General features: G+C 41.8%; 16 protein-coding genes. 10 read left to right on the top strand and 6 right to left on the bottom strand.

The features are described 5' to 3' along the window. Positions 1-3: 3 nt before the first annotated feature. From CBF27_RS00455 to CBF27_RS00500, 10 genes are all read left to right on the top strand, one after another. Positions 4-678, top strand: a complete 675-nt coding sequence (locus tag CBF27_RS00455; protein WP_126811239.1) for a YesL family protein — start codon at positions 4-6, stop codon at positions 676-678. Continuing rightward, on the top strand, positions 675-1,994 hold the full coding sequence (locus CBF27_RS00460; protein ID WP_126811241.1) for a hypothetical protein: 1,320 nt from the start codon (positions 675-677) through the stop codon (positions 1,992-1,994). The genes CBF27_RS00455 and CBF27_RS00460 overlap by 4 nt, the downstream gene beginning before the upstream one ends. A 184-nt stretch (positions 1,995-2,178) precedes the next feature. Then, positions 2,179-3,144, top strand: a complete 966-nt coding sequence (locus CBF27_RS00465) for an ABC transporter permease (protein WP_126811244.1) — start codon at positions 2,179-2,181, stop codon at positions 3,142-3,144. A gap of 12 nt (positions 3,145-3,156) precedes the next feature. After that, a complete protein-coding gene (locus CBF27_RS00470) occupies positions 3,157-4,062 on the top strand; it encodes a carbohydrate ABC transporter permease (protein WP_126811247.1) in 906 nt (301 codons plus the stop codon). A 23-nt stretch (positions 4,063-4,085) separates the two neighbouring features. Beyond that, positions 4,086-5,747 carry an ABC transporter substrate-binding protein gene (locus tag CBF27_RS00475; RefSeq protein WP_126811250.1) on the top strand — a complete coding sequence of 554 codons (1,662 nt, stop codon included), beginning with the start codon at positions 4,086-4,088 and terminating at the stop codon, positions 5,745-5,747. Positions 5,748-5,782: 35 nt separating this feature from the next. Further along, on the top strand, positions 5,783-8,068 hold the full coding sequence (gene yicI, locus CBF27_RS00480; protein ID WP_126811253.1) for an alpha-xylosidase: 2,286 nt from the start codon (positions 5,783-5,785) through the stop codon (positions 8,066-8,068). A gap of 91 nt (positions 8,069-8,159) precedes the next feature. After that, the gene (locus CBF27_RS00485) at positions 8,160-10,283 is read left to right on the top strand and encodes a beta-glucosidase family protein (RefSeq protein ID WP_126811257.1); all 2,124 of its coding nucleotides are present in this window, start codon (positions 8,160-8,162) and stop codon (positions 10,281-10,283) included. 22 nt (positions 10,284-10,305) lie between these two features. Further along, complete coding sequence (locus CBF27_RS00490; RefSeq protein WP_211334575.1) at positions 10,306-11,784, top strand: alpha-L-fucosidase; 1,479 nt, start codon at positions 10,306-10,308, stop codon at positions 11,782-11,784. A gap of 17 nt (positions 11,785-11,801) precedes the next feature. Beyond that, entirely contained in the window at positions 11,802-13,814 is a 2,013-nt protein-coding gene (locus CBF27_RS00495) for a beta-galactosidase (protein ID WP_126811262.1), read from the top strand. After that, positions 13,811-16,033 (top strand): alpha-galactosidase, encoded by a 2,223-nt coding sequence (locus tag CBF27_RS00500; RefSeq protein ID WP_126811265.1) that lies wholly within the window; start codon positions 13,811-13,813, stop codon positions 16,031-16,033. Before CBF27_RS00495 ends, CBF27_RS00500 begins: the two co-directional genes overlap by 4 nt. A 258-nt stretch (positions 16,034-16,291) precedes the next feature. Here the strand turns inward: CBF27_RS00500 and hxlB are convergent, their stop codons facing one another. From hxlB to CBF27_RS00530, 6 genes are read right to left on the bottom strand one after another with little or no spacing between them, the layout of a single operon-like run. Next, positions 16,292-16,834 carry a 6-phospho-3-hexuloisomerase gene (gene hxlB, locus CBF27_RS00505; RefSeq protein WP_126811269.1) on the bottom strand — a complete coding sequence of 181 codons (543 nt, stop codon included), beginning with the start codon at positions 16,832-16,834 and terminating at the stop codon, positions 16,292-16,294. Continuing rightward, a complete protein-coding gene (locus CBF27_RS00510) occupies positions 16,834-17,460 on the bottom strand; it encodes an orotidine 5'-phosphate decarboxylase / HUMPS family protein (RefSeq protein ID WP_126811272.1) in 627 nt (208 codons plus the stop codon). Before CBF27_RS00510 ends, hxlB begins: the two co-directional genes overlap by 1 nt. After that, on the bottom strand, positions 17,460-18,416 hold the full coding sequence (locus CBF27_RS00515) for a sugar kinase (RefSeq protein WP_126811275.1): 957 nt from the start codon (positions 18,414-18,416) through the stop codon (positions 17,460-17,462). The genes CBF27_RS00510 and CBF27_RS00515 overlap by 1 nt, the downstream gene beginning before the upstream one ends. A 21-nt stretch (positions 18,417-18,437) precedes the next feature. Continuing rightward, complete coding sequence (locus CBF27_RS00520) at positions 18,438-19,709, bottom strand: gluconate:proton symporter (protein ID WP_126811278.1); 1,272 nt, start codon at positions 19,707-19,709, stop codon at positions 18,438-18,440. Positions 19,710-19,724: 15 nt separating this feature from the next. Next, positions 19,725-19,973, bottom strand: a complete 249-nt coding sequence (locus CBF27_RS00525) for a hypothetical protein (RefSeq protein ID WP_126811281.1) — start codon at positions 19,971-19,973, stop codon at positions 19,725-19,727. 4 nt (positions 19,974-19,977) lie between these two features. Continuing rightward, on the bottom strand, positions 19,978-20,715 hold the full coding sequence (locus CBF27_RS00530) for a sugar phosphate isomerase/epimerase family protein (RefSeq protein ID WP_126811284.1): 738 nt from the start codon (positions 20,713-20,715) through the stop codon (positions 19,978-19,980). Positions 20,716-20,881: the final 166 nt, after the last annotated feature.

A 20,881-nucleotide genomic window follows, 5' to 3' on the forward strand; every position in this document is an offset into this window, starting at 1 on the left:
AATATGTCAAATAAAACCATTGTTGAACGGCCGATTTATCGGTATTTGCAATTGATTACAGTAGTATTTTTAAGCAATTGCTGTTTTATTTTATTTTTAGCGCCTTTTTTAATTTTATTTTTTAATATGTCGGTTTCAATTAGCAATATTATGATTTATTGTATTGCGTTAATACCGTCATCAGTCGGTCTCCAAGGTCTCTTGGGAACGATGTTGATTTTTGAGAGAGACAAAAGTGCTAATATCTTATATGATTTTTTTTCAGCAGTAAAAGATAATTGGCGGCAGTCTCTCTTGTTTGGTACCATCTTTTTTACAGGAGCAATGATTTTGCTGATAGATATGTTACATGCTGCTGCTGAAGCATCTTGGCTGATGCTAGGCATATATGCAGTGTTGTCCTTCATTTTTATTACTTATTATCTCCTCATCATGATACTAACCGCCAAATATGAAATGTCAGTAAAGGAAATCCTGAAATTAGGTGTGTATACGATGGTGTTTCACTTTACAAAAAGTGTTCGACTTTTTAGTTGTATCACGTGTCTAATTATCGGTTTTTGGTATATGCCATCACTTAGTCTGCTGGTTGTTTTTGGCTTGTTTGCATGGCTATTGGTAAAAGCCAGTCAAAAAATCTTTTATGTGTTAATGAAAGAGTTAGGAGGAGAACAGTGAAAAAAGCAGTATATATGGCGATGTGCAGCTTATTATGCGTATTTTGGACGGGCTGTACCCAAAAAGACAATCAGGACAAGCAAGCCGCATCAGCTGACGAACCTCAAGAAGAGTATCTGTTTCCTTTTGAAGAAGTCGAACAGTTTACGCTGGATAAAGGAGGAGAGTTGCTTGAATTTGAGTTGAATCAAGCGAACTGGGAGTTAGAGGATGGCGGAGCCACATTAATTGAGCAGGAACAGGTCAATGATAAAATCACGACGCTGTTGAAAACGGCGGGTGTACCGGCTGAGACATTTAACCCAGAGAAAGGGACAGAGTTATTTAAAGTCATCACAGCAAAAGATACTGTGTCATTTTATAAAGAACATGATGACTACTATGGCATCACTGGACAAGGAACTTACAAACTCAGCAATTTTGATGTTGTGTCAGACTTCTCGCCGATATACTTTAATGGAGGCGCATTATTGGCTGAAGATACGGAAGCACTACGCAGAGTAAATTTTTCAACAGCAACTAAAGAATATTTTATTACAAAAGATAAAGGGACACTGTCGGATGTGGAGACAACACCTTTTATTAGCGGCTGGTACTTGCATGATTACTTTAAAACACCCCGGTCTGTCGAATATTATACAATGGAACGGATTTTGAAAAGTGCAGTGCTGCTGCCTAGTCATAAAATAAACTCAGTCCCTTCAGGCAGTGATATGCTCTCGCCCATAAGTGTTGTTTTTGAATATGTTGATGGAGACGATCAACAGTTTTCAATTGTTGCTTACAATGAGGCAGTTCAAAGTTATTTTGTAGAGTATCAGAATAGCCTGTATGAAGTTCCCAAAAATGTGGTGTCTGTTTTCGCAAAAGAGGGATTACAGCTGGTAGATCGTTTCTTATATATATTGCCTTTAGATGCAGTAACAGCTATTGATATTCAACGAACCAAAGGCGAGGACTACCACCTGCTGATAGAACACGACGTGACACAATCAGTTCTAACATCTAGTTTTTTCTTAAATGACCGACAAGTTGATGAAGAGGCTTTCAGAAAAACGTATCAGTATATTGCGGTGCTTGCCCCTGTGTCAGAAATCGCTCCATCTGAAGACGATCTGAAAGCAGCTGTTCTTTCGCTAAAAATGACGTATACATTTCTCAGTGAAGGAGAAAGTCAGACACGTACGCTACTCTTTTATGACACAGGTGAAAAGAACACGTACTTGTGTGAACTTGGCAGTAAAGAATATTTTTCGGTGTCTAAACAGCAGCTGGACGACATGCTGAATGAAATCCAAAAATTATCTGATAATTAGGTAAAAGAGCAGATTCACTGCTCTTTTTCTTATTCAGAGCGGCAGGTCTTACGGAGCGGATATATCTTACCGTGAAAAGTATCTACTTTTTATGATATTTAGCACTAAAAAGTAGGATGCTTTACTGTATCCGCTTTCTGTAAAATTAGAGTAGAGCACGAGAGAATAATTGGAGGGGAATGCAATGGAATACCCAGCAGAATCACTTTCTGAAAATGAAAGCAGGAGGAAAGGCAAAAAGAAGATAACATGGAGGGAATTAAAGAATCAGAAGATTCTTATTTTGATGATTATTCCTTTTATTATTTGGTTATTAGTTTTTTGCTATGCACCATTGATGGGATGGCTGATGGCGTTTCAAAATTATAAACCTGGAAACGGGTTGATTTTTGGCCAAGAATGGGTGGGCTTAAAATATTTTAAAGAATTATTCAATGAGCCGCAATTTTATACGGCTTTAAAGAATACATTCGGTATGGGTGTTTTAGGTCTTGTTTTTGGATTCTTGAGTTCCATCACATTTGCGCTGTTTCTTAACGAGTTGAGATTTACCAAGTTCAAAAAGCTGACGCAGACAATTTCTTACTTGCCGCACTTTGTTTCATGGGTAATTGTCGCTAATATCGTGACCACCTCTCTATCCCAAACAGGTGTCATTAATAATCTGCTGATGTCATTACATGTGATCGATAGTCCAATTAACTTTATGAGTGATCCAGGAAAGTTTTGGGGGATTGTGACAGCGGCTGATGTTTGGAAAGAAACAGGGTGGAATGCCATTATTTATTTTGCCGCAATGGCATCAATTGATCAAGAGATGTATGAGGCAGCCAAAGTGGATGGCGCATCAAGGCTCAGACAAATGTGGAGCATTACACTTCCGTCAATTAGACCTGTTATTATGGTTCTTTTGATTATGAGTATTGGCAACTTAATAAATATTGGTTTTGAAAAACAAATGTTGTTGGGCAATAATATTGTTCAAGACAAAGCACTGGTAATTGATAAGTATGCTTTGGATTATGGGATTGGAATGTTCAGATATTCTTTTGGTACAGCGATTGGTATTTTTAAATCTGTCGTCAGTGTCGTTCTGATTTTTGTGTTTAATCAGATTGCCAAAAAAACCGGGGAAGGCCGGCTGATATAGGAGGTGGTTATTATGAAGGTAAGAAAAAAAAGAGAGTTTACACTAATGGATATTATTATCGCCGTCTTTATGCTTGGCGTCATCATTATTACATTGTATCCATTTCTAAACGTGCTGGCTACATCATTGAATGATGCTGCGGATACAGCTAAAGGCGGGCTGACTATTTTTCCGAGAAAGTTTACACTGGTAAACTATAAAGAAATATTTTCAGGCAATAGCCAGCTTTTAAGGGCATTCAGCAACTCTGTGCTAAGAACGGTTATTGGTACACTAGCGGGTGTTTTCAGCTGTTGCGTGTATGCATATGTGATCAGCCGCAGGGATTTTATGTTCAGAAAACAGGCGACGACTTTGTTGATCTTGACAATGTATGTCAGTGGTGGCTTAATCCCTACTTACTTAGTTATTCGCGGATTAGGGTTGATTAATAATTTTGCGGTATATATATTACCGATGCTTCTGAGTGCATACAATGTCATTGTTATTCGTTCCTTTATAGAGGGATTGCCAGATGCTTTGGAAGAGTCTGCGAAAATTGATGGAGCGAATGATTTGACTATTTTTATAAAAATAATTTTGCCGCTTTGTAAGCCGGTCATAGCTACCATAGCTTTATTTATAGCTGTCGGCCAGTGGAACAGTTGGTTTGATACATATTTATATGCGAAAACTAATAATAATTTGACGACATTACAATATGAATTGATGAAAATTTTAGACAATGCATCGGCACAAGTATCCTCAGGTGGTCAATCTGCGACAAGCAGTATGGAATTAATGAACAAAGCTCAAACGACACCAGAATCAATCAAAATGGCAATTACGATTATTGCCACAGTACCGATTGTTGTGGTATATCCGTTCTTACAAAAACATTTTGTTTCAGGTTTAACTTTAGGGGCAGTAAAAAATTAAATAAAAAATAGGAGGAAAAACACATGAAAAAGAAAACAATATGTAGCGCCTTACTTTTAACAAGTGCAGTTCTGATTTTAGGTGCGTGCGGGTCAGACAAAAAGGCTAAGGATGGGGAAGGAGATGTTACCACACTAACGTTTTTTAACAAAGATTTGCAGAAGGATGATAAATTTGATAATCCAGTGGCAAAAGAAATTACAAAGAAAACAGGTGTCAAACTGGAAATCTCACATCCTGTTGGAGGAGATGAACAGGCAATTCCGCTAATGATAGCAAGTGGCGATTATCCCGACATCATTTTTGGTAAAGGCGATTTAAATAAACTGATTGACGCCAATGCAGTGATTCCATTAGATGAAATGATTGAAAAAAAAGGGGACAACATAAAAAAACTGTACGGCGATCAACTCGACCGGCTGCGGAATAGTTTAGATGATCCGCAAATCTATCATCTGGGAACAGGCGGCGTAGAGAATGCCTATTATAAAACAAGCGGAACGTTCTCAATTCAGTTAGATGTGTTAAAAGAACTGGGTTATCCGGAGATTAGAACACTAGATGATTTTGAAAAAGCTATTGCTGCTTATAAAGAAAAATATCCTGAGATTGATGGGCAAGAAACGATTGGTTTGTCTTTACTTGGTTCGGATTGGCGTTGGCTGATTACTGTCGGGAACCCTGCCGGATTTGCTTCAGGTTTGCAGGATGATGGTCAATGGGCAGTGGATGACAAAACAGGTGAGACAGTTTATAAATTCCAGTTGCCAGAATTTAAAGAGTACTTTAAATGGTTGAACAGTATGAATGCCAAAGGGCTTCTGGATCCGGAGTCATTTACGCAAAAGGCAGATACATACATTGCAAAACTGTCTTCTGGAAGAGTATTGGGCATTGCCGATCAGGACTGGAACTACCAGGATGCCGTTAAAAACTTAAAAGCTGATGACAAAGAATGGCGTCTATATGCTCCTTTGCCGGTTACGTTAAATGAAAACCTTCTTTCCCAAGGTGTAAAAGACTATGGATTTACAGGAACGACAGGTGTTTCTATTTCTTCCACTAGTGAAAATCAAGATAAGGCTTTTGAATTTTTAAACTGGATGGCATCTGAAGAAGCACAGATTCTAGTTAACTGGGGTGTCGAAGGTGTTAACTATGACATCAAAGACGGGAAACGCGTAGCGAAGCCGGAGGATTTGAAAGCATCTCAAACAGATACAAATTATCAAACTAAGACAGGGATCGGCGCATACGGCTGGCCATTCCCGCAATGGGGAACAGCAGCAGTTGATTCTGCTGGTCAAAGTATTTCAAGAGATACAAAAGAACAGGTCATCAATGATTTTACAGATGCTGAAAAAGAAGTTTTGGCAGAATACGATGCTGAATTGTGGGTCGATCTATTTCCTAAACCAGAAGAGCTAGGTACCTCTGATCATGGGAAAGCATACGAATATGTGCTGCCATCAGAAAGCGATGCAAGTATTATTCAAACTAAGGCGGATGACTATGTGACACAAACTGTAACCAAAGCGATTTTAGCAGATCCGCAAGACTTTGATAAAATCTGGGAAGATATGCAAAAAGAATTAGAAAAAATAGGTATTGAAAAGGCGAATAATGAAATGACTCAATTAACACAGGATCGTATCAAACTGTGGAGCGGTGAGTTTAAAAAATAGTTGACAATGAACAATGAGAAAAGGCGGGTAACACTATGAAATATTCAAATGGCGGTTGGTTGATTAAAGACGGTTTTAATGTCGATTATGCAGTACATGTCTATGATGTTCGCTATACGGAAAACAGTCTGTATCTGTATGCGCCGTTTAATTTTACAGGGCATAAAGGCCATTCGCTGGATGGTGGTATGTTCACCATTGAAATTACATCTCCTTTAGAGGATGTGATTTCTGTCAAGATGTATCATCATGAAGGCTCTGCACAAAAAAAAGCTGCTTTTGAGATAAATCATCAACAGCCACATGTAACAATTACAGAAAATGAGAACATGTATATTTTTTCAAGCGGAAAATCTTCCGTTGAAATAGCTAAGGGTGAGCAGTTGTCCATGATTTATAAAAGGGACGGCGAAGTATTGACTGAAAGCAGCCCTAGAAGTAAAGCATATATAAAAGATGACACAGGTCAGATCCATGTTTCCGAACAGTTGTCTATTGGTGTTGGTGAGTATATTTATGGGTTAGGTGAAAGATTTACAGCTTTTGTGAAAAACGGTCAAACCGTTGATATCTGGAATGAAGACGGTGGAACAGGCACAGAGCAAACCTATAAAAACATTCCGTTTTACATTAGTAATAAAGGTTATGGTATTTTCGTCAATACGCCTGAGAAAGTCAGCTTTGAGATTGGTAGCGAAAAAGTTTCCAAGGTCCAGTTCAGCCAGCCGGGAGAATCTATGGAGTACTTCTTTATGGCAGGAGACAACATGAAAAAGGTGCTGACTTTATATACGACACTGACTGGCAAACCAAGTCTGCCGCCAGCCTGGTCTTTTGGCCTATGGTTGAGTACGTCATTTTTAACTGACTATGATGAAGAAACGGTTAATACATTTGTGGACGGCATGTTTGAACGTGACATCCCGCTGGATGTGTTCCATTTTGATTGTTTATGGATGAGAGAATTTGAGTGGTGTAACTTTACTTGGGATGAACGGATGTTTCCTGAGCCGGAAAAAATGCTGAGACGTTTGAAAGATAAAGGACTTAAAATATCTCTATGGATTAATCCGTATGTTGGACAAAAATCACCTCTATTCGATGAAGGAATGACGAATGGCTACTTTTTAAAACGCCCAAATGGCGATGTTTGGCAATGGGATAAATGGCAAGCTGGTTTAGCAATCGTTGATTTTACTAATCCAGATGCAGTAGCTTGGTATAGAGGGAAATTGAAAGCATTGCTTGATATGGGAGTTGACAGTTTTAAAACAGATTTTGGGGAACGTATCCCAACTGATTGTGTGTATCATGACGGGTCATCACCTGAAAGTATGCATAACTACTATGCTTATTTATACAATCAAGTGGTGTTCGATTTGTTAAAGGAAGAGCGTGGGGAACAGGAAGCAGTCTTGTTTGCAAGGTCTGCTACGACCGGTTCACAGAAATTCCCTGTTCATTGGGGAGGCGATTGTACATCAGATTATCCGTCTATGGCGGAGTCGCTGCGGGCTGGTCTATCATTTGGTATGAGCGGTTTCGGTTTCTGGTCTCATGATATTGGCGGATTTGAAGCAGGGTGCACACCTGATTTGTATAAACGTTGGACCCAATTTGGTCTGCTTTCCTCTCACAGCCGTTATCACGGCAGCTGGGAGTATAAAGTACCGTGGCTCTACGGAGAAGAGGCCGTCGATGTGACACGCAAATTCACTAAGCTAAAACTCTCTTTGATGCCTTATATCATGAAACAGGCGCAAGTGTCGGTGAATCAAGGGATACCGATGATGCGTGCGATGGTACTTGAGTTTCCGGAAGACAGAAACAGTCATCATTTGGATCAGCAATATATGTTTGGTGAAAACTTGCTAGTTGCTCCGATTTTTAATGATAGAGGAGTAGCAGAGTTTTACGTTCCTGAAGGCAGATGGACCAACTTTTTGACAAATGACATTCATGAAGGCGGCAAATGGTATAAAGAAGACTATGACTATTTGACTATGCCATTATTAGTGAAGCCGAACAGTCTGATTGTGACAGGTCCGAACTCAGAAGGAGCGGCCTACGATTATGCGAAACAAGTCGTTATCCATGCATTTGAGATTGATCAGAAGGCGACTGCGGAAGTAACCGACCAGCAAGGTAAAACTGTTGGTTCAATCAGTGTTAAAAGGTTAGAGGAAGGCGGCTATTGCGTGCAGACTACCGGACTGGGCGAAGCGAGTATTGTATTTCGGAATGAGCAGTTGTCCAGCGGAGAATCATGTGCTGAAGGCACATTAATCAAACTTACAGGCACGGAACAAGTCATCAGATAACAACGAGTCAGTGATGGCAGTTTGACATAAAGCGTGACAGAAACGTTTGTCACGCTTTTCTTTTATAACGGTCAGAACATGGAGGGGAAATATGTCAACAATAGAAATGTTATTACAAGAATTAACTCTAGAAGAAAAAATCGGTATGGTACATGGAGATGGATTGTTTCAAACGAAAGGTGTGGAACGGCTGGGTATTCCTCCTGTGAAATTTTCAGACGGGCCTATGGGAGTCCGTAAAGATCATCTTCAGGATCAATGGCTGCCTGTCGATTTATCCTATGATTATGTGACTTATTTTCCAAGCAATAGTTGCTTGGCAGCGACGTGGCATCCTTCTTTGGCAGAACATTTCGGGGAACACCTTGGGGATGAATTTAGAGGGAGAGGGAAAGATGTCGTCTTAGCTCCGGGTATCAATATAGTCCGCTCACCTTTGTGTGGAAGGAATTTTGAATATATTAGTGAAGACCCTTATTTGACTGGCGCCATGGCAGTGCCTTTAGTCAAGGGAATTCAAAAAAAAGATGTAGCAGCTTCTGTTAAACACTTTGCATTAAATAATCAGGAAACGAAACGGCTGGAAGTAGAAGTGGAGATAGAGGATCGGGCTCTATGGGAAATTTATTTGCCGGCTTTTTATCAACTCGTTAAAAAAGCAGGTGTAATGTCCATCATGGGTGCATACAACCGGTTTAGAGGCGAATATTGCTGTGAAAGCCACTATTTGTTAAATGATATTTTAAGGAAGCAGTGGCGCTTTGACGGCCTGGTCGTTTCGGATTGGGGTGGCGTACATAATACAGAAAAAGCACTGCTCAGCGGCCTCGATATTGAAATGAGCGTGACGAATAATTTTGATGAGTATTTTATGGCTGAACCGTTGAAGCAAGCGATAGAAGAAGGAAAGCTTGCTGAGGCGGAATTGGATAAAAAAGTAAAAAATATTTTGAGAATGATGGAACGGCTGAATATGCTGCCTGGTCAAAAAAGAAAGACAGGAAAATATAATCAAATTGACACACAGGATACGATTTTAAAAATAGCACAAGAATCAGTCGTCCTTTTGAAAAACGAAGATGCTGTTCTGCCCATTTCGCATGCTGAAGGAAAAAAAGTTCTCGTTGTGGGTGCGAATGCAGACAGAGTTCATTCAACAGGAGGCGGCAGCGCAGAAATCAAAGCGTTATCTGAAATCACACCGTTACTAGGTATCACGATGGCGGCGGGCGGTAACTGCACAGTCGAATATGTAAAAGGTTATGAAGCATCTGAAAAGGTCAATCCGTTTGATACCAGTTGGCAGGAAAAAAGTACGGAAGAAGGCTTTTCGATGATTCAGAACGAGGTTGGTCAGAATATCAATCATCAGTTAATAGCTGAAGCAGCAGAGAAGGCAAAAGAAGCAGATATTGTGATATTTGTTGGCGGCTTGGATCATAATCATGACACTGAAGGAAATGATAGAAAAAGTTTGGAACTGCCGGATGGGCAGAATCAATTGATTGAAGCGTTATTAGCCGTCAATCCAGAAACGATTTTAACATTTGTTGGCGGCTCAGCAGTGACTATGCCTTGGATTGATAAGGCTAAAGCAGTCGTCTGGTCTTGGTATGCAGGTTCGCGCGGCGGACAGGCACTGGGTGACGTTTTATTTGGTAAAGTGAATCCTTCAGGAAAACTGCCGGTGACTTTTTACCAATCCCTGGCGGATTGTTCTGCTCATAGCATAGGCGAGTTTCCTGGCGGTAATACGGTAGCGTATAAAGAAGGTGTATTTGTCGGTTATCGTTATCAAGATGCGTTCGACATTGAACCGCTGTTTCCGTTTGGGCATGGTTTGAGCTACACTCAATTTGAACAGACTATTTCAGCTGTAGACAGAGCGGCAGATTCATCGGAGCATATTATAAGGGTAGCTGTTGCGAATGTGGGTAAAACAGATGGATATGAAACAGTGCAGCTATACGTGGAAACTGAAACAGACGGAAAAACGTATAAAGAATTGAAAGGTTTCAGCAAAGTGTTTGTTTCTGCCGGACAAACGGAAACGATAGAAATAGTCTTGCCTGATGCCAGTTTTGCAAGATTTGAGGATGGACGATTTGTTGTTCGAGAAAAAATTTATACAATTTGTGTCGGCGGTTCATCCAGAGACATTCACGATTGCGCAGAAGTCGTTATGTCTCAGCCATTCAACTATCAATTGAATTAAGTGATAAGGAGAAATGGATACGATGATAACGTTGAACGAAATCGAAGAAACTATTTCCAATGGAGTGTTTAAGGACAACTGGCATTCTTTAAATCAGTTTGAAGTGCCTAAATGGTTTACACAAAGCAAGTTTGGCATCTTTATTCACTGGGGGTTATACAGTGTGCCTGCCTATCGCAATGAGTGGTATGCACGCAACATGTACATTGAAGGGTATCCTGAGTATACGCATCATCGCAAAACCTATGGCGATCAGGCAACATTTGGTTTTCAAGATTTTATCCCGTTGTTTAAAGCCGAAAGTTTTGACAGCAAGCAGTGGCTGGACCTGTTTAAAAAAGCAGGTGCGAAGTATATTGTTCCTGTGGCAGAACATCATGACGGATTTCAAATGTACAGCAGTGATTTGTCAAAATTTAATGCAAAAAACATGGGACCAAAAAAAGATGTTTTAAAAGAGTTGCAAGAAGCTGCTGCTAGTATGGGACTACATTTTGGTGTTTCTTCGCATCGAGCAGAACATTGGTGGTTTTTTGGCAATGGTCGAAATTTTACAAGCGATGTGTCACGGGAAGCGGATGACCGTTCCAGCTTGTATTGGCCGGCAATGGCGGAAGCGGAACACCAGTTGCTGGATAGCCAGCCGGAGCCTGATGAGGAATTTGTGACAGACTGGTTGTTGCGGACATGTGAATTGATTAAACACTGTCAACCGGAAATAGTTTATTTTGACTGGTGGATTCAGCATCAGGCTTTTTCATCAGTTTTGAAAAAAGCAGCAGCCTATTATTATAATATGGCAGACAAGTGGGAGAAAGAGGTCGCTATTTGCTATAAGCATGATGCACTAGCTTTTGGCAGCGGTATTCCAGAAGTAGAAAGAGGACTATTCAAAGAAGCCAAACCGTTTTACTGGCAAACCGATACAGCCGTTGCAAGAAACTCATGGTGCTATACAGAAACGCTCGACTACAAGGAAAGTTATGAGATAATCTGTGATTTGATAGAAGTTGTGGCGAAAAATGGAAATTTGTTATTAAACATAGGACCTAAAAAAGACGGCACGATTCCTGAAAAAGACAGAGAAATATTATTAGACATTGGCAATTGGCTTGAAGTTAATGGTGAAGGTATTTATGATAGCAAGCCTTGGCGTGTTAGTGGTGAAGGGCCAACTGAAGTAAGAGAAGGGCAGTTTCAAGAAGGGACTTTAAAAAACTATACGTCTCAGGATATTCGTTATACGACCAAAGGTAGTTATGTGTACGGCTTTGTACTAGGAGGAACAGACCACAACAGCTACCTTCTGACAGCACTTGGGAATACTTCAGATCAAAACAACCTGACATTTCATCGCCACGTGCAAGAGGTTGAATTATTAGGAGAAGGACCTGTGACTTTTTCACAAGAGGACAACGGGTTAATCATACATATTAATTTCAAGCGAAAAAGGAAATATCCGAATATGCCGATTACATTTAAAATCAAGGTGATGACATAAGGAAAGGAAGACAATTAATGAAGAAAATGTTTAATGAATTTTTGTATGGCAGGGATTATAATCCGAATCAGTGGCCAAAAGAAATATGGGAAGAAGATATGCGCATGTTTCGACTGGCGAATATTAATTCAACAACTATTAATGTCTTTTCATGGGCACAAAATCAACCTTCAGAGAATGAGTATGATTTTAGTCAGCTGGATGAAATCATCGAGCGGCTATCACAAGAAAATTCACAGATCGTGCTCGGTACATCCACGGCTGCGCTGCCGGCGTGGATGTTCATGCGCTATCCAGAAGTTGGCAGGGTGGACTTTGAAGGACGCCGACACACATTCAGCCACCGGCACAATGCCTGTCCAAATAGTCTAGTTTATCAAAAGTATGCTAAAAACATGGTGGAACAACTAGCACAACGTTATCAAGATCATGACAATATCGTGTGCTGGCATATCAATAATGAGTATGGCGGCGAATGTTACTGTGAAAACTGTCAAAAGGCTTTTCGTGTTTGGGTGAAAGAAAAATACGGGACTGTTGAGGCCGTAAATAAAGCTTGGAATATGGAGTTTTGGGGACACAAACTGTATAGTTTCGATGAAATTGTTGTGCCTAACCTTTTAGGGGACGGCATTCATTCGGAGGCAGCTTCTTTTACAGGTATTTCTTTAGATTATTGTCGGTTCATGTCAGATAGTCTCTTAGACAATTATAAAATGGAAAGAGATATTATCAAGCGATATGACCCCGATACCCCGTGTACAACAAATTTGATGGGCACTTTTAAAGGACTGGATTATTTCAAATGGGCTAAAGAAATGGATATTATTTCTTGGGATAATTACCCAAGTTATAATACACCATGGAGCTTTGTGGCGATGAGCCACGACCTGATGAGGGGCTTAAAAGACGGGCAACCGTTTATGCTGATGGAGCAGACGCCTTCACAACAGAATTGGCAACCATATAATTCGCTTAAAAAGCCGGGACAGATGTCCACCCAAAGCTATCAAACAATTGCACATGGAGCTGATACGATTCAATTTTTCCAACTAAGGCGTTCTGTAGGTGCCTGCGAAAAGTTTCATGGTGCAGTGATTGAACACGCGGGTCATGAGCATACGCGTGTGTTTCAGGAAGTTGCCTCTTTGGGCTCTCAACTACGCAAACTTCAGCCGATTTTAGGGATGGAGAAAAAGAGCAAGGTTGCGATTGTGTTTGACTGGGATAATTATTGGGCACTGGAGTTTACCATCGGTCCAAACAAAAACTTGAAATATGTGGACCAAATCCACCAATATTATCAATTCTTTTATGATAAAAACATATCGGTTGACATGATTTCACCTGACAGCGACTTTTCAAAATATGATTTGGTAGTAGCCCCCGTATTATATTTAGTCAAGGAAGGTTTGAAAGAAAAACTGGAAAACTATGTTTCTGCGGGAGGAAATTTTATCACTACCTATATGAGCGGTATTGTAAATGAGAGTGACAATGTACATCTTGGCGGCTACCCGGGACCGCTCAGACAGTTAGCCGGCATCTGGGTGGAGGAAATAGACGCTCTTGCGCCGGAACAAACTAACAGTCTGAAATTTAATGATGGTCAGACAGGTACATGTGCTCTGTTATGCGATTTAATGCATCTTGAAGGAGCAGAAAGCTTGGCTGTTTATTCAAGCAATTTTTATAAAGAAATGCCGGTAATAACTAGAAATAGGTTTGGTAAAGGAAATGCGTGGTATATCGGTGCACAACTGGAACCAAAAACACTCTACAAAACGTTGCAGGAAATTACTGCAGAATGCAACTTGTCTTCGGCAGTGTCAGAGCCAACCGAGCTGGAGGTGTCTATCAGAGAAAACGAATATCAGCGGTTTATTTTTATCATGAACTTTGGAAATGAAGAACAAGTCATACCCAAAGATTTTGTGGGCAGTGAAAACTTGTTAACCGGTCAAAAATTAACAGACGCCACGGTTGTGAAACCTTATGAGACAGTTATTATTTCTGAGGTGGTTTCATGATAGAATTTACTGATGCTGGCGAATTTCATTTGTCTAATGGTTTGATTAGCTATATATTCAGGATAGACAGTCAGACTCAGTGTCTGGAACAACTTTATTTTGGTAAAGCAATCAAACATCGCAAAGATTTTTTTCACTTAATTGAAAGAGAAATCAGGCCATCAAATAATCTGACAGAAGGCACTCAGACCAGCTCTTTGGAACACATAAAGCAGGAGTACCCGCTATTTGGGACTACTGATTTCCGTTATCCAGCTGTTGAATTGCTATATGCTGATGGAGACAGTATCTCGGCTTTTGATTATCAAGATCATGTAATCAGCTGCGGTAAAAAGAAAGTGACAGGCCAGCCTGCCAGTTTTGGCGACACAGACGATGTAGAATTGCTGCAAATTCGTTTAAAGGATAGATATTCTGATATCGAGTTGTATTTAGCATATGCTATCTATAAAAAACTGCCGGTTATTACAAGGTGGGCAAAAATAAAAAATACTGGTCAAATTTCAGTTCAGTTGAAACGCTTTTTAAGCATGTCTCTCGATTTGCCAAATGAGCAATTTGAAATGTTGACACTAGATGGTGCTTGGGCGAGAGAGACGCATGTCAGCAGACGGAAAATTTATCGAGGGGTTCAGTCAGTTTCCAGTACTAGAGGTGCCAGCAGTCATGTCCATAATCCGTTTCTGGCGCTCTGCACGCCGGAAACTACAGAGAAACAGGGAAATGTTTATGGATTCAGTTTAGTCTACAGTGGTAATTTTTTAGCACAAGTGGAGCTGGATAGTTATGATGTCGCCCGGATTACATTAGGCATCAATCCATTTCAATTTTCGTGGAAATTGAGCCAAGGCGAAACATTTACAAGTCCGGAAGCGGTAATGACTTATTCGGAAGATGGGTTAAATGGAATGAGCCAATCCTTTCACGAGTTCTATCGCCGGCACTTAATGAATACGCGTTGGTGTGAACAGCCGCGTCCAGTGCTCATTAACAACTGGGAAGCAACCTATTTTGATTTCAATGAGGATAAAATTTTGGAGATTGCAAAAGAAGCTAAGCTGGTCGGTGCTGACCTTCTGGTGTTAGATGACGGTTGGTTTGGCAGACGCAATAGTGACAACGGTTCTTTAGGCGATTGGACGGTGGATCAACTGAAGTTGCCAAGCGGTTTGAATCGTTTAAGCAATAGCATTCACGAGCTGGGTTTACTTTTTGGGCTTTGGTTTGAGCCTGAGATGGTGTCTAAAGACACACTCCTATATGCTCACCATTCTGACTGGATTTTGGGCCATCCTGAGAAAAATATTTCACACGGGCGCAACCAATATGTGTTGGATTTTAGTAATTCAATTGTTGTTGAAACTATTTTTCAACAGATGGATGCAATTCTTTCTTCGTGTCAGATAGATTACTTAAAGTGGGACATGAACCGTTATATCTCAGAGGCTTTCTCAACTATTTGGGAAAGTGATAGACAAGGTGAAGTTTGCCACCGCTATATTTTAGGCGTATATGATTTATACGAGCGCTTGTTAGCAAAATATCCTGATCTTTTAATTGAGTCCTGTGCAGGAGGCGGCGGTCGTTTTGATCCGGCATTGTTATATTATGCACCGCAAACATGGGCGAGTGATGATACAGACGCGGTAGAAAGGTTACATATTCAATATGGCGCTTCAATGGTATACCCCCTGTCATCAATTGGCTCTCATGTTTCGGCGGTCCCCAACCATCAGGTGGCACGGTTAACTTCCTTGAAGATGCGCGGCGATGTCGCATATTTTGGAACATTTGGGTATGAATTGGATATTACTCAATGTACTGTTGAGGAAAAAAGCACGATCTCCCAACAGATACAACAGTTTAAAAAACACCAAAAACTTATTCATTCGGGCAAATTTTATCGCTTGTTGAGTCCGTTCGGATCAAACGAAGTAGCATGGATGGTGGTTTCTCATAATCAACAGGAAGCACTGGTCGGTTATTACCAAATTCTTGCCCGTCCCAACCCGAAGTACTATCGTTTGAAGCTTGCGGGATTAAATGAAAATTATCAGTATACTGTATCAGGACAAGGAGTACATTGTGGCGATGAGTTGATGTCTATAGGGTTACTATTTGGTGAGAACTATATTGGCAGAGAAACCGAGTACTGGCAAAGGGACATGAAAGGCGATTTTAACAGTCGACTGATTTATTTAAAAGCTGAGAACCAATAATTGACGGAAGATTCCTATTTAAAGGTGACGGGTTTAATCAGGCCAATTACTTTCGATTTTGTAAATAGATCAGATATGCAAGTGAAGTGGTAAAATTGTAAAAACACGGATTCCCTCCCGACCGGCCATTGTACAAAAGAAAATAAGACAGTACAACAACACCATCATGTATGCAAACGCCCCTCTTTTTATCCAAAACAATCAGATAAAAGAGGGGCTGTTCACATAAACTTGATGTAAATCAATCGCCAGCGCCACCTACTCCACATTCACATGACTAGCCAACGCCTCTTCATTCGACGTTTTATCCCGCTGTGCCAATTTCAACGCCAGTGCATCCAGCGTGATGTGGACAGTTTGGTCAAACAATGAAGACAGCAGCTGGACAGACTTGATGCCTGCCCCGGTCTTGGTCGCCCCCGGCACAATGATGACATGGTCAGCCAGCTGGGCTAACGGGGATGCGGCATCGCTTGTCAGGGCGACGATGTCCAGCCCGAGTGTTTTGGCAGCTTTGGTGTCTGCTACAATGTTTCTGGTGGTGCCAGAACCTGAGATGGCCACCCATGTGTCGCCTTTTTGAATGGACGGTGTGATAGTTTCGCCCATGACAAAGTCCGTATAGCCGATATGCATCAGGCGCATTGCAAATCCTTTTGCCTGAAAACCGCTGCGCCCAGCACCCGATATGAAAATGCGCTTGTCCTGTTTAAAATACGGCAGCGCCTTGTCCAATTCCTCTTCTTTGACTAAAGACATGACGTCATTGATTTCTTTCATGATTAATGTGATGGTTTCCATTAGCTGACCGCCTCCTTAAAGCGTGTGGCAGATATCAGTGGGTTCTCAGCTTTAGTAATATGAGAGCCGACAATGACAATATCAACCAGCTGTTTTTCTGCTAATTTGCGTGTCTGTGCCAAATCAAGTCCGCCGGCAATCGCCAGAGAGGTTATGCCGGGGAAATCCGCGTTGAATTTTAACACACTGTCAGCGGCATCCCACTTGTCTTTACGGTCGACAGAGTGATGCAGACAAAAAATAGCATCTTTAAACTGTTTCAATTGACTAATTTTTTCATCAGATACCTCCAGCAAGTCAATCATCATTTGTTTATGTTGTGCCTGACTGACTTTGTAGCATGCGGCAATCGTGTCCAGCGAAGCGGCACCCATAACAGTTAGGATGTCACCGCCATAACGATAGCCCTGATTAAATTCATACGCACCTTCATCCATTGTTTTGATGTCGACCAAAAGCTCGCTTTGTGTCAATACTTGACGAAGCTCCTTGATAGCCAAGTTGCCATAATCTTTGACCAAAGAAGTTCCCATCTCCACGATATCGGCGACGCCGTTGAATGTTTCTGCTAAGGCAACCGCTTCTGCCAAAGGCACACGGTCAATTGCTATTTGAAGTTTGGTCATTATTTCTGATGCTCCTTTAAGAAAACAGCCAGCTGTTCCGGTGTCGGGTACCCGTCATTGTCGCCAGGCGACTGGACGGCCAGCGCACCTGTGGCATTGGCGCGGATGACTGCTTCTTTCAGTGTTTTGCCTTCCATTAACGCGCTGATCAGCCCGGCTGCAAAGCCGTCTCCGGCACCGACCGTGTCAACGACCTTATCAACAGTGAACCCTCTGACCGTATAGCTCTCGCCGCTTCGTTCCTTGACAAATGCCCCGTCTGCGCCCAACTTGACAATAACGACCTGTGTCTTATCCCCGTTGGCCAAATAAAAATCAGCGATAGCCTCCGGATTGCGGCTGCCCATTAGAATTTCTCCCTCATTTATTCCCGGCAGGACAATCTCGGCGTGTGAAGCCAGTTCGTTAATCGTTTCGACCATCACTTCGCGGCTTTCCCACAGTTGCGGTCTGAGATTAGGGTCGAATGTCGTGCGGATATCATGTTTTTCCAGCAAACGGATAAAGTAGCGGAAACTTGTCAGAGCCTGTTTTGAAATCGCCGGGAAGATGCCGGACAAATGGGCGAATTTGACTTCAGAAAAGTCGACCTTGTCTAAAATCGCCGGGTCAAAGTGTGCCGCTGCTGAACCTTTTCTAAAATAATAAATATTCGGATCGCCCTCGCTGACTCGTTCTTTCAACTGGAAAGCAGTCCAGTAGTCACTCGTCTGAGTGATATAGTCGGTACCGATGTTGTTCTCATTCAATTGGTCGATAATAAATTCGCCAAACGGATCTTTCCCCAAAGCTGTAATATACTGTGTGCTGTGCCCGTATCTAGACACCCCGACTGCCACATTGACTTCCGCACCCGCCAGGAATTTCTGAAAGAACTTTGCATCCTTCAAACTTTTGTCGACTTCTTCTGAACCAAACAGTGCGATTGGTTCACCAATTGTTAAAAATTCACTCATGATGTCTTCCTCCAATAAGTTTTATAATAAGATATAAGCGGCGAAAAGGTTGATGACCGTGGCTGCCCACGCCCAAGGCAAGCCGGTCAGTAGAAATGTTTTAGTGTCTAATTCGGCATACTGCACGGCCCATAAATTCCATGACTGTGTGATACAGGCTGACACGCCCATCATCGAAGGGACAACCAGCAGTCCGTATAAGAAGTACTGATCAAACATGCCTGTCCCAATCAAAATTGCGGCAGTCGCTGCACCAGCTCCGTAAAGCATCAATGGTCCTCTGAAATAAGACAGCGGTGCGGCAATTGCGATGATGATGACCAGTATCAGTTTGTTGCTCGGCAAAATGCTCTGGAACACTGATGTAAAGCTGGACATGGCATGGATGGCAGCTGCTTGAAACATGGTCAAAACGAACAGCATGATGAGCAATCCTGCAATGTCGCTAATCGCGTGTTTAGCGGTTTCATTCATCATGGTGACGAATTTAGTGTAGCGCTTCATGTTGCCTGTTGCCAAAAAGGCTAATATGATTGAAAGCAGGAGAGCAGGCACCGCGTCCCATTTGGCAAAAATACTGAGCAGTACCGGCAACACCGGCAGTACGTATGTCACGCTTGGCACATCTTTTGCGACGGTACTTTCGTCACTTTCGATAATCACCGGTGTGCCGGTTCTGATTTTTTTGGCATGAAAGAGGATAAAGAGGATGACAATCAGCATCTGTACCCCCATCGCTACAAAACCGAACCGCTGATAATGGCTGCCCCATTTGACTTCCGGGAAAAAGACTTGGAATTGCACGAACAAAACGTTATTGACATACATCGCTGCGCCGATGGCCATCGTGAAGACCGTAACGGCAATATGTTTAGGGACACCGATCGAAAACATGATTGGAAACAGGATGACACCGACCGCAATGGCTGAGCCGACCCCATAAGAACTCGTGAAAATCAAGGCGATGACCAATGCAATCAATACAGTTGCCAACACCGGCCGCTTCTTTCCGACTTTTTCAGTTTTCCGGCTGATGCTGCCGGCAATGCCCGTATCGACGAGCACTCTTCCGAACCATGACCCGAAAATAATATAGGCAGCGGTTTTCCCGTAATTTAGAACGGGTTCCGTAAAAATTTCTGTAATTGCCTGATTAAATGGCACTCTGCCGATGATTGTCCAGAGTACGGCCATCACGAAAAAGCCGACGGTCAAGTTGCCGCCTCTCATCGCATAGCCGATAAAAAGCATGAATGTGACAATCAGTAATATGCCAGTCAATATGTTTGCCATAACGGACACCCCCTTCTAATATTGATTCAGTTCACTTAAGATTTTCTGATATGTCGACACACTATGATGGTGTGTTTCTTCAAAAAACGCATTTTCCAGATGATTGAAACGTTGCGCGATATAATAAGCTGTCAAGTAGGCTGCCAGTGATTCTTTAGCAGCTTTTTCCATGTCTTCGTCAGCACTGGCTGCTGAGTGCGCGATTGTATCCATAAAATGATAGGCAAATGTTTCCGGGTCGATTTTAGTTTGTTTTTCTGCCATGATCTTATTTCTCCTCTTCTAAAAGCTGTTTGGCGGCAAGTATCTCTTCATCCGACAGTGTTGGGTATTCAATTGCGACGGGGACATCTTGAGGTAGTAAATCAAGCGCCTGCCGCCAGTCAATATCGCCAGTTCCAAGTCCTGTTGCAGCCGGTTTTCCTGCAATTTCTTTGACGTCTTTGACATGAATATAAGTGACGTACTTTGCCAAAGCTTCTGCAGCTTGCAGCTCGTTTTCGCCGACAAAGCGCCAATTACCGAGGTCATACACATATCCGACGGTAAGTCCGTGTTGTGTGATTGATGACATAAATGTGTCAATGGCAGCAACACGTCCGGAAACTTGAGTCTGGTCATTTTCCACAGTGACGGCTATGCCTTGCTGCGTTAAGTCCCGCAAGTCATCCAAGTCGCCTGTGAAGTTGGCAAAATCACCAATATTCCATTTGATTTGTGTGGCTCCCATTTGCCTTGCTTCGATTAAATACGCTTCCAGTTTCCAATTAATCTGGCCATTGACAAATACCTCATCCGGCACACTGTAAAACAGTGTCAACTCAAACTCATCTGCCAGCTGTCTGATGGCGGGGATTTCCTTTTTGATGTCTTCAAAATATTCTCTGCGAACTTCGAATGCACGAAAACCTAGATTTATCCCGTGTTGAATCAAGTCATGTTGCAGCACACCTTGCTGTTTTTTCTCGTCGAATACTAAGAGATTTAATACCAATTGCGTTGACATGTTCGTTACCTCCTAATTAGTAAACCGGTTTCCATAAACAAATAGTAAACCGGTTTCCAAAAAATGTCAAGCGCTTTCTATTGAGAAAACACGAATCAAAAGTAATCGCTAAAAAACACTCAGGTCGAATTGATTGACCTGAGTGCATTTGTCGTACTATTCAAGA

The organism is Vagococcus acidifermentans (assembly GCF_003987655.1).
Taxonomy (GTDB): Bacteria; Bacillota; Bacilli; order Lactobacillales; family Vagococcaceae; genus Vagococcus_B; species Vagococcus_B acidifermentans.